The organism is Microbacterium sp. GXF6406 (genome assembly GCF_054798215.1).
Genome location: NZ_JBSJZH010000002.1, coordinates 196673 through 210362 on the forward strand (window position 1 = coordinate 196673; position 13690 = coordinate 210362).

Annotated in this window: 13 protein-coding genes; 7 read left to right on the forward strand and 6 right to left on the reverse strand. The window is 67.6% G+C overall.

Features of this window, described 5'->3' with window-relative positions; genetic code table 11:
* The first annotated feature begins 8 nt into the window (after positions 1-8).
* Positions 9-434, forward strand: a complete 426-nt coding sequence (locus ACWAUG_RS02520; RefSeq protein WP_298037568.1) for a DUF1801 domain-containing protein — start codon at positions 9-11, stop codon at positions 432-434.
* A gap of 67 nt (positions 435-501) precedes the next feature.
* Here ACWAUG_RS02520 and ACWAUG_RS02525 read toward each other — a convergent pair whose 3' ends face one another.
* The 4 genes from ACWAUG_RS02525 to ACWAUG_RS02540 form a co-directional block, all read right to left on the reverse strand.
* Complete coding sequence (locus ACWAUG_RS02525; protein WP_460801002.1) at positions 502-1887, reverse strand: glycine--tRNA ligase; 1386 nt, start codon at positions 1885-1887, stop codon at positions 502-504.
* Positions 1888-1977: 90 nt separating this feature from the next.
* Positions 1978-2679 carry a YdeI/OmpD-associated family protein gene (locus ACWAUG_RS02530; protein WP_460801003.1) on the reverse strand — a complete coding sequence of 234 codons (702 nt, stop codon included), beginning with the start codon at positions 2677-2679 and terminating at the stop codon, positions 1978-1980.
* A 20-nt stretch (positions 2680-2699) separates the two neighbouring features.
* Positions 2700-3320 (reverse strand): hypothetical protein, encoded by a 621-nt coding sequence (locus ACWAUG_RS02535; protein WP_460801005.1) that lies wholly within the window; start codon positions 3318-3320, stop codon positions 2700-2702.
* 34 nt (positions 3321-3354) lie between these two features.
* On the reverse strand, positions 3355-4044 hold the full coding sequence (locus ACWAUG_RS02540) for a GNAT family N-acetyltransferase (RefSeq protein WP_460801006.1): 690 nt from the start codon (positions 4042-4044) through the stop codon (positions 3355-3357).
* Positions 4045-4271: 227 nt separating this feature from the next.
* Here ACWAUG_RS02540 and ACWAUG_RS02545 point away from each other — a divergent pair, with 227 nt between their 5' ends.
* From ACWAUG_RS02545 to ACWAUG_RS02555, 3 genes are all read left to right on the forward strand, one after another.
* The gene (locus tag ACWAUG_RS02545) at positions 4272-5576 is read left to right on the forward strand and encodes an ABC transporter substrate-binding protein (protein ID WP_298037577.1); all 1305 of its coding nucleotides are present in this window, start codon (positions 4272-4274) and stop codon (positions 5574-5576) included.
* A 95-nt stretch (positions 5577-5671) separates the two neighbouring features.
* Entirely contained in the window at positions 5672-6616 is a 945-nt protein-coding gene (locus tag ACWAUG_RS02550; protein ID WP_460801008.1) for a carbohydrate ABC transporter permease, read from the forward strand.
* Position 6617: 1 nt separating this feature from the next.
* Positions 6618-7541, forward strand: coding sequence for a carbohydrate ABC transporter permease (locus ACWAUG_RS02555; RefSeq protein WP_460801010.1), 924 nt, complete (start codon positions 6618-6620; stop codon positions 7539-7541).
* Positions 7542-7684: 143 nt separating this feature from the next.
* Here ACWAUG_RS02555 and ACWAUG_RS02560 read toward each other — a convergent pair whose 3' ends face one another.
* A complete protein-coding gene (locus tag ACWAUG_RS02560; RefSeq protein ID WP_460801012.1) occupies positions 7685-9454 on the reverse strand; it encodes a glycoside hydrolase family 35 protein in 1770 nt (589 codons plus the stop codon).
* Positions 9455-9669: 215 nt separating this feature from the next.
* On the opposite strand from ACWAUG_RS02560, the gene ACWAUG_RS02565 reads away from it, so the two are divergent.
* The 3 genes from ACWAUG_RS02565 to ACWAUG_RS02575 are packed head-to-tail and all read left to right on the forward strand — an operon-like array spanning position 9670 to position 12689.
* Positions 9670-10707 (forward strand): LacI family DNA-binding transcriptional regulator, encoded by a 1038-nt coding sequence (locus ACWAUG_RS02565; RefSeq protein WP_460801014.1) that lies wholly within the window; start codon positions 9670-9672, stop codon positions 10705-10707.
* A 38-nt stretch (positions 10708-10745) separates the two neighbouring features.
* Positions 10746-12188: an MFS transporter gene (locus ACWAUG_RS02570; RefSeq protein ID WP_460801016.1), complete on the forward strand. Its 1443-nt coding sequence runs from the start codon at positions 10746-10748 to the stop codon at positions 12186-12188.
* A gap of 27 nt (positions 12189-12215) precedes the next feature.
* Positions 12216-12689: a MarR family winged helix-turn-helix transcriptional regulator gene (locus ACWAUG_RS02575; RefSeq protein WP_298037593.1), complete on the forward strand. Its 474-nt coding sequence runs from the start codon at positions 12216-12218 to the stop codon at positions 12687-12689.
* Between the two features lie 18 nt (positions 12690-12707).
* Here the strand turns inward: ACWAUG_RS02575 and ACWAUG_RS02580 are convergent, their stop codons facing one another.
* Positions 12708-13625 carry a serine hydrolase gene (locus ACWAUG_RS02580; RefSeq protein ID WP_298037594.1) on the reverse strand — a complete coding sequence of 306 codons (918 nt, stop codon included), beginning with the start codon at positions 13623-13625 and terminating at the stop codon, positions 12708-12710.
* Positions 13626-13690 lie beyond the last annotated feature (65 nt).

A 13690-nucleotide genomic window follows, 5' to 3' on the forward strand; every position in this document is an offset into this window, starting at 1 on the left:
ATCGAGCCATGCAGCCCACCTCGGACGACATCGGTGCGGTGATCGCCCGAGCGAAATCGGCCAAGCGTCGCCGTGACGCGCAGACGCTCGTCGCGCTGATGCAGCAGGTCTCCGGCCGCGATGGGCGCGCGTGGGGGACGATCATCGGGTTCGGCGCCTGCCACTATCGCTATCCGACGGGCACGGAGGGCAATTCGCCACTACTCGCGTTCGCCCCGCGCGCGAGCGCGACGACGATCTATCTGCTCGATGGCGTCGATGCTCATGCGGATGCCCTCGCGGTCCTCGGGCCGCACACCACCGGCGCCGGATGCCTGTACATCCGCGACCTGGAGATGATTGATATCTCCGTGCTCGAGAGCATCCTGCATCGCTCTCTCGCCTGGATCGAGGCCGGCGGCTCAGAGGGCATGGCACTCACGGCGACCGACTGAGAGCAACGAAAGCGTCGAGCTCCCGCCCTGCACGCAGGACGGGAGCTCGATGGAAGGGCTTCGCGGGTCAGGCGCCCTTGAGACGCGCGGCCAGGTACTCGTTCAGCTCGGCGACGGGAACGCGCTCCTGCGCCATCGTGTCGCGGTCGCGCACGGTCACGGCGTTGTCCTCGAGCGAGTCGAAGTCGACCGTGACGCAGAACGGGGTACCGATCTCGTCCTGACGGCGGTATCGGCGGCCGATGGCGCCCGCGTCATCGAAGTCGATGTTCCAACGGCCGCGCAGCGAGTCGGCCACCTCTCGAGCCAGCGGCGACAGCTTCTCGTTGCGCGAGAGCGGGAGAACGGCGACCTTGACCGGCGACAGCCGCGGGTCGAGCTTGAGCACCGTGCGGGTGTCGGTTCCGCCCTTGGCGTTGGGGACCTCTTCTTCGACATAGCTGTCGACGAGGAATGCCATCATGGAGCGCGTCAGGCCGAAGGACGGCTCGATCACGTAGGGCGTGTAACGCTCGCCGGATGCCTGGTCGAAGTAGCTCAGGCTCTGACCGGAGGCTTCGGAGTGGCTCGACAGGTCGAAGTCGGTGCGGTTCGCCACCCCCATGAGCTCGCCCCACTCGGAGCCGGCGAAGTTGAAGCGGTACTCGAAGTCGATGGTTCCGGCCGAGTAGTGCGCGCGCTCGTCGTCGGGGACGTCGAACCGGCGCATGTTCTCCGGGTCGATGCCCAGGTCGACGAACCAGTTCCAGCAGGCCTCGACCCAGTGCTCGAACCATTCCTGGGCTTCGGCCGGCGGCACGAAGAACTCGATCTCCATCTGCTCGAACTCGCGGGTGCGGAAGATGAAGTTTCCGGGCGTGATCTCGTTGCGGAACGCCTTGCCGACCTGGCCGATGCCGAACGGGGGCTTCTTGCGGCTCGCGGTGAGCACGTTGGAGAAGTTCACGAAGATGCCCTGCGCGGTCTCGGGACGCATGTAGTGCAGGCCCGACTCGTCGTCGACGACTCCGAGGTAGGTCTTGACCAGTCCGGAGAACGACTTCGGCTCGGTCCACTTGCCGCGGGTGCCACAGTCGGGGCAGGCGATATCGCCCATGCCGTTCTCGGGCTTGCGGCCCTTCTTGGCTTCGAAGGCCTCGAGCAGGTGGTCTTCGCGGTGGCGCTTGTGGCACTGGAGGCACTCGACGAGCGGGTCGCTGAAGGTTGCGACGTGACCGGATGCCTCCCACACGCGCTTGGGGAGGATGATCGAGGAGTCCAGGCCCACCATGTCGCCGCGTCCGCGGACGAAGGTCTGCCACCACTGCCGACGGATGTTCTCCTTCAGCTCGGTTCCGAGGGGGCCATAGTCCCATGCTGAACGGGAACCGCCGTAGATCTCACCCGCTTGGAAGACGAACCCGCGGTGGCGGGCGAGGCTGATGACCTTGTCAAGACGGGACTGTTCGGCCACGGTGGCTCCAATGGTCGCAAGAGGGAGTGGATGATGCGGATCGCGGACATGCCGCGCCTGCTTCCATCTTATCCGCGCCCTCGCGGGGGTTCAGCCCTCGACGGATGCTGCGAATGCCGCTGCAGCCGCCCGGCCGAGCCAGGCGGGATCCCCTCCGGGGCGTGCGAACGGCACGAGCCGCCCCGCCGCACTGTCTTCGACAAGCTGCTGCGCACGGGCGATGCGGGTCGCCGGCCGCTTCGCGGTGGCGATCCAATGCCGGACCGCCTTTCGATAGCCGGCGGTGGCCGCTTCGAGGAACGCCCGCGTCGACGCGGACGCGTCGATGATCGCCTGAACCTCCGGTTCGAGCACGGCTTCGCCGTTCTCATGCGAGTACGTGCCGGTGCGTTCGGCCGCACGGGATTCGAATGCGGCGATCCCTGCCGGGGCCATCCGGCCCTCGATGATGAGTCGCTCGACGTGCGCGACGTTGACCTTCGACCATGTGCTGCCGCGCTTGCGCGGCGTCCACCGTTGCCGGCGCCGATCATCATCGATGGGCTGCGACACCGAGTCGATCCATCCGAAGCACAGCGCCTCGGGCACGGCATCCGCCCACGTCATTCCACGGTCGGCGACGTGCTTCTTGCGCGTCTCGACCCACAGCTCTGTCTCATCGGCATGATGACGTTCCAGCCACCGTCGAAATTCCGCCGCGTCGTCGAAGAAGACTGCCAGCTTCTCCTCCGAGCCGCTCGGTTGCCCCATCGCGTCGTCCATGCCCGCCAGGATGCCACCGGCCTCCGACATCGCGACGCGCGAATGCCGGGTCAGCGATTCGGGAAGGCCTGCCCGCCGCCCGCGGCGAGCGCCCCGGCGACGATCTCGATGTGCTCGTGCATCATCTGCTCGGGCATCTCCGTCAGCATCCCGTCCCAGTAGGAGAGCACCGCTCCACGCCCCTGCATCATGCCCTCGGGACGGGCGAACGCCCACAGGTGCAGATGGGCCGCGCCATCATTCCACCGAGAGAAGTGGCATCGGGCGACCGACGGGATCCTCTTCACCGCTTCGGAGATGCGCTGCATGAGCGGCCCGAGCCCCGCGAGCACCTCCGCCGGAGCATCCTCCAGCAGCCAGTGCTCGCGCGGTTGGACGGCGCCGATGAACGGCAGCCCTCCGGTTTCCCAACCGCCATCGATGCGCCAGTGCTCGTCCTGCCAGATCGTGAACTCGCTCGGCCGACAACTGCGGCACGTACTCGGGTCGGCCTCCCCGCCGCGCGGCCTCTCCGGGATGAGAAACGGTTCGAGGGGTTGCATCGCGACGCTCTCATAGGCTTTGGCCGGTCCGCCCGTCATCCAGGCGCCGTCCGGCGTCTCGCCGACTTTCTGCAGCCGGTGCCATGAAGTGTCGGCCGGATGCTGCACGAACTCGGTATCTGCGCTCACTCGAGCATTCAACCAGAGTCGCCGCTCCTTCATCTCACTCGGTGAAGAGGTACCCGCGCGCGGTGTCGAAACCGGCGATCTTCAGGCCGCGCTTGAGGAGTGGCTCCATCTCGCCGCGCAGGCGCAGACGCCATTCGTGCGCGGCTTCGGGATCGCTATCGCGCATCGCCTCGATGTCGGCGGGGATCTCGAGCGTCGCGACGACAGCGTCGTCGGCCGGGGGCTTGGCGATGTCGGCGAGCGCCCAGCGCACGTCGAGGCGGTCGCTCGCGTCGCCGGCGTCTCCGCCGCCGAAGATGCCGTAGTGGTTGACCGAGTACCCCGTCACGCGCGCGCCGAGCACGGTGAGGAAGAAGTGGGCGTTGCGGGCGACCAGCGGGTCGAAGGTCCAGGTGATGTGGCCGACGTCGCGGGAGAAGGCCCACTGCCGCTGGTGGCCCTTGAGCTCACGGCCCCAGCCGCGGCCGCGGTACTCCGGCAGCAGCGCGGTGATGTGCGAGTGCATCGTGCGCTCTCCGGGGACGCCGAAGAAGGCGATGGATGCTCCGACCATGCGCTCGTCACCGGCCTCGTCGTCGAACAGTCCGACGACGTAGTTGCCCGATTGCTGGAGCGCACGCAGTGTGCCGGCGTCGATGACGCGCTCAGGGCCTCGGATGCTGTCGAGCAGGGCCTGCGCCTGGATGATGAGTTCAACGGTGTCGAGTTCACGGATGCTTCGCACTCCCCCAGTCTGCCCCGCGAAACCCCTGAGACGGAACCCGAGGCGCGGGAACAGCCGCCGGCGCCGGAATGTCAGCGCACGACATCGCCGCATAACAGTGCAGTCACGGCCAAGGCATTCACGGTTGTGAACGCAAACATTTAGATGTTTAATGGTTCCCACAGGCACAGATGCCCGGCATCCGGCCTCACCGTCAGTCACATGACCCTCAAAGGGGAGAACACCTCATGGCCACCACACGATTCACCCGCACCGCCGCGGTCGTCACCGTCGGCGCACTCTCGGCCTTCGGCCTCGCCGCGTGCAGCTCGTCCGACTCGGGCACCGCAGACGGCGAGCCGATCACGATCGAGTACATGCACCGCCTCGACAACGGCGAGAACATGGCCACGGTCGCCGAGATCACCGAGCGCTGGAACGAAGAGCACCCCGACATCCAGGTCAAGACGACCAAGTTCGACGGCGCCGCGACCGACATGATCCTCAAGCTCGAGACCGACGTGAAGGCCGGCAACGCGCCCTGCCTCGCCCAGGTCGGCTACTCCGAGGCCCCCCAGCTCTACGTCAAGGGCCTCCTCATGGACGTCACCGAGCACGCCGAGAAGTACAAGGACAACTTCTCCGCGGGCGCCTACGCAGGCATGCGCGTCGGCGACGTCGTCGTCGGCCTCCCCCAGGACGTCGGCCCCCTCGTCTACTTCTACAACGAGGCCGAGTTCGAGAAGCTGGGCCTGACCCCGCCGACCACGCTCGACGAGCTCAACGCCGACTCCGCCACGGCCGCAGCCGCCGGCAAGTACATCACCGCCTTCTCGGCGGACGAGGCCACCCACTGGCTGGCCGCGCAGTCCGCCGCAGCCGGCGACACCTGGTTCTCCACCGAGGGCGACGAATGGGTCGTCGACACGGAGGGCGAGGGCTCGCAGGTCGTCGCAGCCCTCTGGCAGGGCCTGCTCGACAACGATCACACCCTCAAGGCCGACCGCTGGGGCGAGCCCTTCACCGCCGCCCTCAACGACACGACCCTCATCGGTCACATCGGCGCAGCGTGGGAGGCGGGCTTCCTGCTCGACACCCTCGACGGCACCGAGGCCGAGGGCCAGTGGCGCATCGCGCAGCTGCCCGACTTCGGCGCTGGCCAGCTCTCCGGCCCGGACGGCGGCTCGGGCGTCGCAGCGCTGAAGGGCTGCGAATACCCGGCCGAGGCCATGGAGTTCACCAACTGGTTCAACACCCAGATCGACGACCTCTCGTCGCAGGGCCTCGTCGTCGCGGGCAACGGCACCCCCGAGACTCCCGAGAAGATGCTGCGCCAGTTCGGCAACCAGGACGTGCTCGCCGAGCTGTCGACCGCGACCGCGAACATGAACCCGGACTTCCCCTACGCACCCGGCTTCTCGACCCTGTCGTCGATGCAGGAGACCGCGGCCGGTGTCGTCGCCGGTGACAAGAAGGTCGCCGACATCTTCACCACTGCGCAGAACACGGCCGTCAAGGCGCTGACCGACCTCGGTCTGCCGGTCGCCGAGTAACAACCCGCTCTGCCCGACAGAGCAAGCAAGCGCCGGCGGAGGGCACGATAACGTGTCCTCCGCCGGACCATTTTCCCGAAAGGTGAGATCACACCGTGACCACTACTGCTGAGGCCGCGCCCCGACGGCCGCGCATGAAGAAGGGATTCCGCGCCCGCCAGGAAGCGCGCAACGGCTGGCTGTTCATGGCCCCGTTCTCCCTTCTGTTCATCCTGGTCTTCCTCGTGCCGCTGATCATCTCCGTGCGCTCCGCGTTCTTCTCGCAGGTGTCTTCCGGCGGCGGCCTGTTCGGCGGCGGAGAAGCCGTCGACACCTTCGTCGGATTCGACAACCTCGCCGCCGCGGCATCCAATGAGGCCTTCTGGCTCGGCATGGCGCGCGTCGTCGGTTACGCCGCGTTCCAGATCCCGGTCATGATCATCGCGGCCCTCGCCCTGGCCCTGCTGCTGGACTCGTTCCTCGTGCGGCGCCCGGCGTTCTTCCGGCTCTCGTTCTTCCTCCCCTTCGCGATCCCCGGCGTCATCGCCGCCATGATCTGGCTGTACATGTACACCCCCGAGGTGTCGCCGTTCATGCCGTTCCTGCCCGAGGGAACCGACTTCATGGCCCCCGGCACGATCCTCGCCTCGATGGCCAACATGACCACCTGGACCTACACCGGGTACAACATGCTGATCTTCCTCGCGGCCCTCCAATCGATCCCGCACGAGCTCTACGAGGCCGCCCGCCTCGACGGAGCCAACGGCCTGCAGATCTCCATGAAGATCAAGGTCCCGATGGTGCGCGGCGCCGCCCTCCTCGCCGTTCTGCTGTCGATCATCGGTACGATCCAGCTGTTCAACGAGCCCATGATCATGCAGGGCGCGAACCGTTGGATGGGCCTGGACTACACACCCATGATGCTCACCTACAACTCGATGATGGGTCAGATCTCGCCATCGGGCAGCGGTCCGGCATCCGCATACTCGCTACTGATGGCCGTCATCGCCGGCGCCCTCGCCGTCGTCTATGCCCTCCTGCAGCGGAAGAAGGCCAACTGACATGAGCACCACCCGCCTGATCACCGCACCCGAGCGCGCCAAGAAGGCGCGCCCATCCAAGGTCTCGCACCCCGACATGCCCCCGCGCTCCATCGCGCCCGGTCCGGTCGCGAAGACCTTCGGCATCATCGCGCTCGTCGTCGCGACGCTGTACTTCCTCGTCCCCGTCTACTGGGTGATCGTCGCATCCACCAAGAGCAACTCCGATCTGACGCGCACGTTCGGGTTCTGGTTCGCCGAGTGGAACCTCGACGCCAACTACGACAGCCTCATGAACTGGACCCAGGGCCTGTTCTGGCGCTGGGTGGGCAACTCGATCCTCTACTCGACGACCGCGGGCATCATCGGCACGCTGTTCGCGATCATGGCCGGATACGCCATCGCGAAGTTCGTCTTCCCGGGCAAAAAGCTCGCGGTCGGCATCATCATGGCCGGCCTCCTGCTGCCCGTCGCGCTGCTGACGGTGCCGCTGTACATGGAGTTCCAGGCCCTCGGGCTCGCGAACACCATGTGGGCGATCATCATCCCCTCGGCCGTCTCGCCGTTCGGCGTGTTCCTCGGCATGGTCTACGCCGAGACGTCGGTGCCCACCGAGTTGCTCGAGGCCGCCCGGATCGACGGTGCGAGCGAGGCGCGGATCTTCTTCACCATCGTGCTGCGTCTGCTGTCGCCGGCCATGGTGACGATCTTCCTGTTCATCTTCGTCGCGACGTGGAACAACTTCCTGCTGCCGTTGATGATGATCTCCAGCGCCGAGCTCAAGCCCGTGACCCTGGGCCTCTACGGCATGATGAGCTACTTCGCCCCGCAGAAGGGCGCCGTCATGCTCGGTGCGCTGCTGGGCGTCATCCCGCTGATCATCCTCTTCTTCAGCCTGCAGCGCTACTGGCGCTCGGGTCTGGCGGCCGGCGCCGTCAAGGGCTGACAGCCGCATTCACGAAGGGCTCGCGACCTGCTGGTCGCGGGCCCTTCGTCGTTCGCAGACCGGGAGCTCGCGAACCCGCGCCTCCTGCGATGGAAGACGAGAAGGGCGGGATGCCGAAGCATCCCGCCCTTCTCGAATCAGCGTCAGGAACCGATGAACTCCTCGACGGGGCCGTATTCGGCCTTCTCGCGGATCTCGACGGCGCTCGCGAGGCCGTCGGTGTCGAGCACGACGATCTCGTTCGCCCCGGCCTTCCACAGCGGACCGGGTGCGTAGAGCGTGACCTGGGGACCACGGTCCCAGAGGCGGCCGAGCAGGAAGCCGTTCAACCAGACCAGGCTCTTGACTCCGCCGGGCAGGGCGATCCAGGCATCCGCCGGGGTCTCGACCTCGATCGTCGCGACCGCGACGCCGTCGGCGCCGGCAACGCCCTTCGCGCTCGGAGCATCGAAAGGAAGCGCCCGGTGAGTCCAGCCGTGCACGAAGCGACGGCCGTTGATGCGAACCCCTCCGACGATGCCCTTACGGGCACCGATCTGCGGGCCGTAGTTGATGCGGCCGAGGCTCTCGACGAGCAAGGTCAGGATGCCGCGGCGCGCACCGCCGGGGATGGACAGCGTGTGCTCGCCGTCGTGCTCCATGACGCCGATGCGCTCGTCGTCGATGTAGACCACGGCGCGGTCGGCGAGACCGTCGATCGTGACCGTGCTGTCCGCGGGCACGTCGATGCGTGCCTGGTAGACGACGATGCCGTCCTCGACGCCGAGCTGCTCGAACGTCTGCGGCATGGCGCTCGCCTCGCCGACGGCGGGGAGCGTCTCCAGAAGCGCGCGCAGGCCCATGGTCGGAGTCAGCGCGACCGTCTGCGCGGGCTGCACCGGGTTCGCTGCCGGGACCGGCGGCAGCTCGTTCTCGTGGAACGGCGCGAAGGCCGCGCGCAGCGCGTCGAACTTCGCGTTGGTCGAGCCGTCCTCGCCGATCGGGGCGTCCGAGTCGTAACTGGTGATGGTCGGCTCGATCATGCCGAAGTGGTTCGCGCCGGCCCACAGACCGAAGTTCGTGCCACCGTGCGCCATGTACATGCTGACCGAGCCGCCCGCTGCGAGCAGCTCGTCGACCGTGCTGATCATGCTCTCGGCCGAGCGCACGTGGTGCTGCTCGCCCCAGTGGTCGAACCAACCGCCCCACAGCTCCGAGCACATCAGGGCCTGGCCCGGCTTGCGCAGCGCCTCGGCCTCGGCGACGCCGGTGCCGAAGGTGAACGTCGCCATCGCGCCATCGATCGCACCGTGCGCGATCATGTCGCTCGTGTGGCCATCGGCGGTCGTCAGCAGTTCGACGATGCCGCGCGAGGTGAGTGCGTCGCGCTGGTGGCGCATGTAGTCGTGGTCGCTGCCGAACGAGCCGTACTCGTTCTCGATCTGCACCGCGACGATCGGTCCGCCGAAGGCCGCCTGCAGTGGGACCATGCGCGGGATGAGCTCGTCGTACCAACGGTCGACGGCGGCGAGATACGCCGGGTCGCTCGAGCGGATCGATTGGACGCGACCGGTCAGCCAGAACGGCAGACCGCCGTTCGACCACTCGGCGCAGATGTAGGGGCTCGGACGCAGGAAGACGTCGAGGCCGACCTCGCCCGCCAGGCGGATGAACCTCTCGAGGTCGCGCCAGTCGGTGAAATCGACGTCGCCTTCGGTGCGCTCGTGGAAGTTCCACGCCACATAGGTGTCGACCGTGTTCGCGCCCATCGCGGCGAGACGGCGCAGGCGATCCTCCCATTGGTCGGGGTGCACGCGGAAGTAGTGCATCGCTCCGGACAGGATGCGGTGCGGCTTGCCGTGGCGCAGCAGCTGCCCCTCCTGCCACACGATCGCCGGGCTCTGGCCCGCGGCCGGCGAGACTGCTTCATTCATCAGGGACTCCTGCGTGACTATCGCACCCGGGGTCGCCCGGCGCGTGATGGATGCCTGTCGAGCATGACCGCGCGCACGCCACCGGAAGAGATCATCCGTCCTGAGAGGCGTCACTGCGCTGTCTGGCATGACAAAAACTGTTTGCGTTCACATTATCTCATCACCGGGCGAAATTCTCCTCGCCTTGAGGGCTCTGAATCACTAGCATTAGAGGCATGTCACCCCGACGGTCCCCCGCTGATCGCGCTCCCAATCAGAACGATGTCGCGCGCCTCGCGGGCGTCTCCGCGCAGACCGTCTCCCGCGTCATGTCCGGGCAGAGCAATGTGCGCCCCGAAACGGCCCGGCGCGTGCTCAGCGCCGTCGAAGAGCTCGGCTACCGCGTGCATGCCGCCGCGGCATCCCTCGCCTCCGGACGCACCCGCATCCTCGGCGTCATCGTGCTCAGCACCAACCGTTACTCCACCGCCGCGCTCGGCGTGGGAATCGAACGCGTCGCCGCCGAGAACGGCTACACCGTCACCACGGCATCCGTCTCGGATCACGCCCCGATCGAAGAGATCGAGGCGGCCTTCGACCTGCTCGAGCGCCAGGGCGCCGAGGGAATCGTGCTCGGCGTGCCCGTTTCCCTCGACCACCCCGGAATGAGAGCGCGAACAGAGCGCACCCCCTCGACCCGCAACGTGCGCGTCTCCGCCGACGAGGACGCAGCCTTCGCCGTCGACCAGACCCGCGTCGCGCGCCTCGCCGTCGAACACCTTCTCGACCTCGGCCACGAGACCGTCTGGCATGTCTCGGGCGATGAGTACTGGACCGAGAGCGTGCAGCGCCGCGAGACGTGGGAGCAGGTCCTGCGCGAGCACGGGATCGAGCCGCCGCCCGTGCTTCCCGCCGACTGGACGAGCGAATCCGGTTACCGCGCCGGACGCACCCTCGCTGCGATCCCCGGCGCCACCGCCGTCTTCGTCTCGAGCGACGAGATGGCATTCGGTGTCATGCGCGCGCTCCACGAAGCCGGACGCAGCGTTCCGGACGACGTATCGATCGTCAGCGTCGATGACATCGCCCTCGCCGCCTACGCCTCTCCCGCCCTCACCACGGTGCGCCAGCCCTTCGAAGAGGTCGGCGCGGCAGCCGCACGCCGAGTCATCGCGCAGATCGAGGGCGAAGCGCCCGTGGGCGAGATCCCCCGAGTCGAGCCCGAGCTCATCCTGCGCGCCTCGACCGCACCGCCCAACCTGCATCAGGACTGACGGCCCCCGACCCCGATCGGCACCGATAGCCTGGGGGCGTGACGGCGGACGACGATAAAGCCAGGAAAAGGCTTTCACGCGCTCCGAATCGGGCGCTGACCGTTGCCGTCCTCGCCTTCGCCGGTCTGTGCTCGTCATTCATGTTCACGCTCGTCGTGCCCCTGCAGGCCGAGCTGCCCATTCTGCTGAATGCCTCCCGTGCCGACACCACATGGGTCGTGACGATCACGCTTCTCGTCGCCGCGATCGCCACGCCGATCTCCGGTCGACTCGGCGACATGTACGGCAAACGACGCATCGTGCTCGTGCTCCTCGCCCTCCTCGTCGTGGGCTCCGTGATCGCCGCCGTCTCGGGATCGATCGTCGGCGTCATCATCGGGCGAGCTCTGCAGGGCGCCGTGACGGGCGTCATACCTCTCGGGATCGCGATCATGCGCGACATCCTCTCGGCCAAGCACCTGGGAACCGCGGTCGCCCTCATGAGCGCGACGATGGGCGTCGGCGGAGCCCTCGGCATGCCGCTGGCCGCCTACCTCGCGCTCAACGCCGACTGGCATGCGCTGTTCTGGCTCGCCGCCGCGCTCGGCGTCATCGGCCTCGTGCTCGTGTTCTTCTTCGTTCCCGAGGACGTGCTCCTCTCCCCCGGCCGCCTCGACCTGATCGGTGCGCTCGGCCTGGCGATCGGGCTCTCGGGCCTGCTCCTCTACGTCTCCCGCGGCGCGGAATGGGGATGGACGTCGCCCCTCGGGCTCGGCTTCGTCATCGGAGGAGTCCTCGTGCTGCTGCTGTGGGGCCGGTACCAGCTGCGCACCGCGGAGCCGCTGCTCGATCTGCGCGTCGCCGCCCGCCCCGCCGTTCTGCTGACGAACATCGCGGCGATCGGCATGGGCTTCGCCCTGTTCTCCTCCAACGTCACCTTCCCTCAGATGCTCGAGTTGCCCGTCGAGACGGGCTCCGGTTTCGGGCTCGACATGCTGACCGCCGCGTTCATCGTCATGCCCGCCGGTCTCGTCATGATGGTGATCTCGCCGCTCTCGGGATGGCTCGAGCGCACCATCGGGCCGCGTCCGCTGTTCACCGCCGGAACGGCCGCGATCGTCCTCGCCTACACGTATGTGCTGATCTGGTCGTCGGAATGGGTGCACATCCTCATCGCCAACGCGATCATCGGCGTCGGGATCGGCTTCACATTCGCCGCGATGCCGATGATCATCATGCGCTCCGTGCCGGCGAACGAGACCGGTGCCTCGAACGGACTGAACGCGCTCTTCCGCTCGGTCGGCACCTCGAGCGCCTCCGCCGTCATGGGCGCGGTACTCGCGGCGATGAGCGTCGAGGTCGACGGGATCGCGATCCCGACCCGCGAGGCGTTCGACGTGTGCTTCTGGCTGGCGATCGGCGCGGGCATCGTCGCGCTCGTGCTCACGCTGCTGATTCCGAAGTCGCCGCCCGTCGAACCGCGCCCGTCGCTGCCGCGCTGAACCGACGTTGCCGACAGAATGGATGACATGGCAACACAGCTCAGCCGGATGACCCCGCAGCAGTCACGCGCCTGGCTCGCCCTGATCAGCACCGCCGAGCTTCTGCCCGCCGCACTCGATGCGCAGCTGCAGCGCGACGCGCAGCTCACGCACTACGAATTCATCCTGCTCAGCGCCCTGCAGCGCAGCGGCGCCATGCGGCTGAGCGATCTCGCCGCAGCGACCAACGCCACGCTCCCCCGCACCTCGAAGGTCGTGTCACGGTTGCAGAAGCGCGATCTCATCGCCCGTGAGGAGAACACCGAAGACCGCCGGTCGGTGCGACTCACGATCACGAAGCAGGGGCGCCGCCGACTCGTGCTCGCGACACCCGACCACTTCGCCACGGTGCACGAACTCGTCCTCGACCGGCTCGACGAGCAGCAGCTGGCCGCGCTGGCAGAAGCCCTCGAGCCGATCGTGGCGGGGCTGGATCCTCAGCGGAAGTTCGGCCCGTTCTGAGCCGGGAACCCGCACCGGTCAGTGCGTGTACTCCATGAGCTCGACGCCGAGCGTGCGGAACGCATCGTGCACGCGCAGGCGGTGGGTGATCGACAGATCATCGAAGCCGACCGTCATCGCGTAGGAGATGCCGGCACGGGGCCCGGCGAGCACACCGGCCTCGGAGCGGATGCCGCGGTCACGGCCGGTCTTGTTCACGAACAGGAGCCCGTGCGCGTCGTGATCGTGCGCGAACGGGTCGAGGCCGGTGGCGGATGCCACGAGACTGAGGTCCTGGTTGAGGCTCAGCCATTCCGAGACCTGTGCGCTGACGGCGGCATCGACGACCCGTGAGTTCACGAGGGCGGAGAACAGCGCGGCGAGTTCACGGGTCGTTCCGACCGCAACGTGGGGCGCGTCGTCCGGGCCCCGCTCATCACGAATCCGGTCGAGGACTGCGGTCCTGCGCAGCGCGAGGGACTCGAGGCGCGCGCGCACCCGGTGCAGACCGACACGGTTGAGGAGGATGTTCACCGCGATCGGGTCGCCGGCCGTGGCCGCGAGGATCGCGAGGTCGCCGAGCGGGAGTGCAGGGGCGCGCAGGTTGCGCCAGATCCCGGAGACCGTCACCGGTTCGGTGTCTGAGCGCTCGACGATCTCGAGCGCATCGAGGGAACCGCTCTCGAACGCTGCGGCGACTTCGATCAGCAGAGGCACGACGCCGAGCCCACCGATCGGCATCGTCACGTGGTCGTCACCCGCGAGAACCTGCTTGCCGCTGTCGAGGTCGGACACGTGCACCGAGACATGCGCTCCGGATGCTGCCAGCTGCTCCAGTGCCCGCAACGTCGCATCGAACGACCGCCGCCCTCCGGGAGGCCGTTGCGGTCGACGGCGTCCGCCGCGCTGTGTGCTGCGGAGCACATCGGACGGCGTCGGCTCGGGAGAAATGCCCACGCGTGTTCCTTCCCATGACGGGTATACAGGGAAAAGCCGTCACGAGGGAGACGCCCCCAGCGGCA

What these genes read in the sequence shown, in the direction of transcription:
- ACWAUG_RS02520 (WP_298037568.1), top strand. Translation starts at nt 9, where the DNA reads ATGCAGCCCACCTCGGACGACATCGGTGCGGTGATCGCCCGAGCGAAA.
- ACWAUG_RS02530 (WP_460801003.1), bottom strand. Translation starts at nt 2,679, where the DNA reads ATGTCGGAGGCCGGTGGCATCCTGGCGGGCATGGACGACGCGATGGGG.
- ACWAUG_RS02545 (WP_298037577.1), top strand. Translation starts at nt 4,272, where the DNA reads ATGGCCACCACACGATTCACCCGCACCGCCGCGGTCGTCACCGTCGGC.
- ACWAUG_RS02555 (WP_460801010.1), top strand. Translation starts at nt 6,618, where the DNA reads ATGAGCACCACCCGCCTGATCACCGCACCCGAGCGCGCCAAGAAGGCG.
- ACWAUG_RS02560 (WP_460801012.1), bottom strand. Translation starts at nt 9,454, where the DNA reads ATGAATGAAGCAGTCTCGCCGGCCGCGGGCCAGAGCCCGGCGATCGTG.
- ACWAUG_RS02565 (WP_460801014.1), top strand. Translation starts at nt 9,670, where the DNA reads ATGTCACCCCGACGGTCCCCCGCTGATCGCGCTCCCAATCAGAACGAT.
- ACWAUG_RS02575 (WP_298037593.1), top strand. Translation starts at nt 12,216, where the DNA reads ATGGCAACACAGCTCAGCCGGATGACCCCGCAGCAGTCACGCGCCTGG.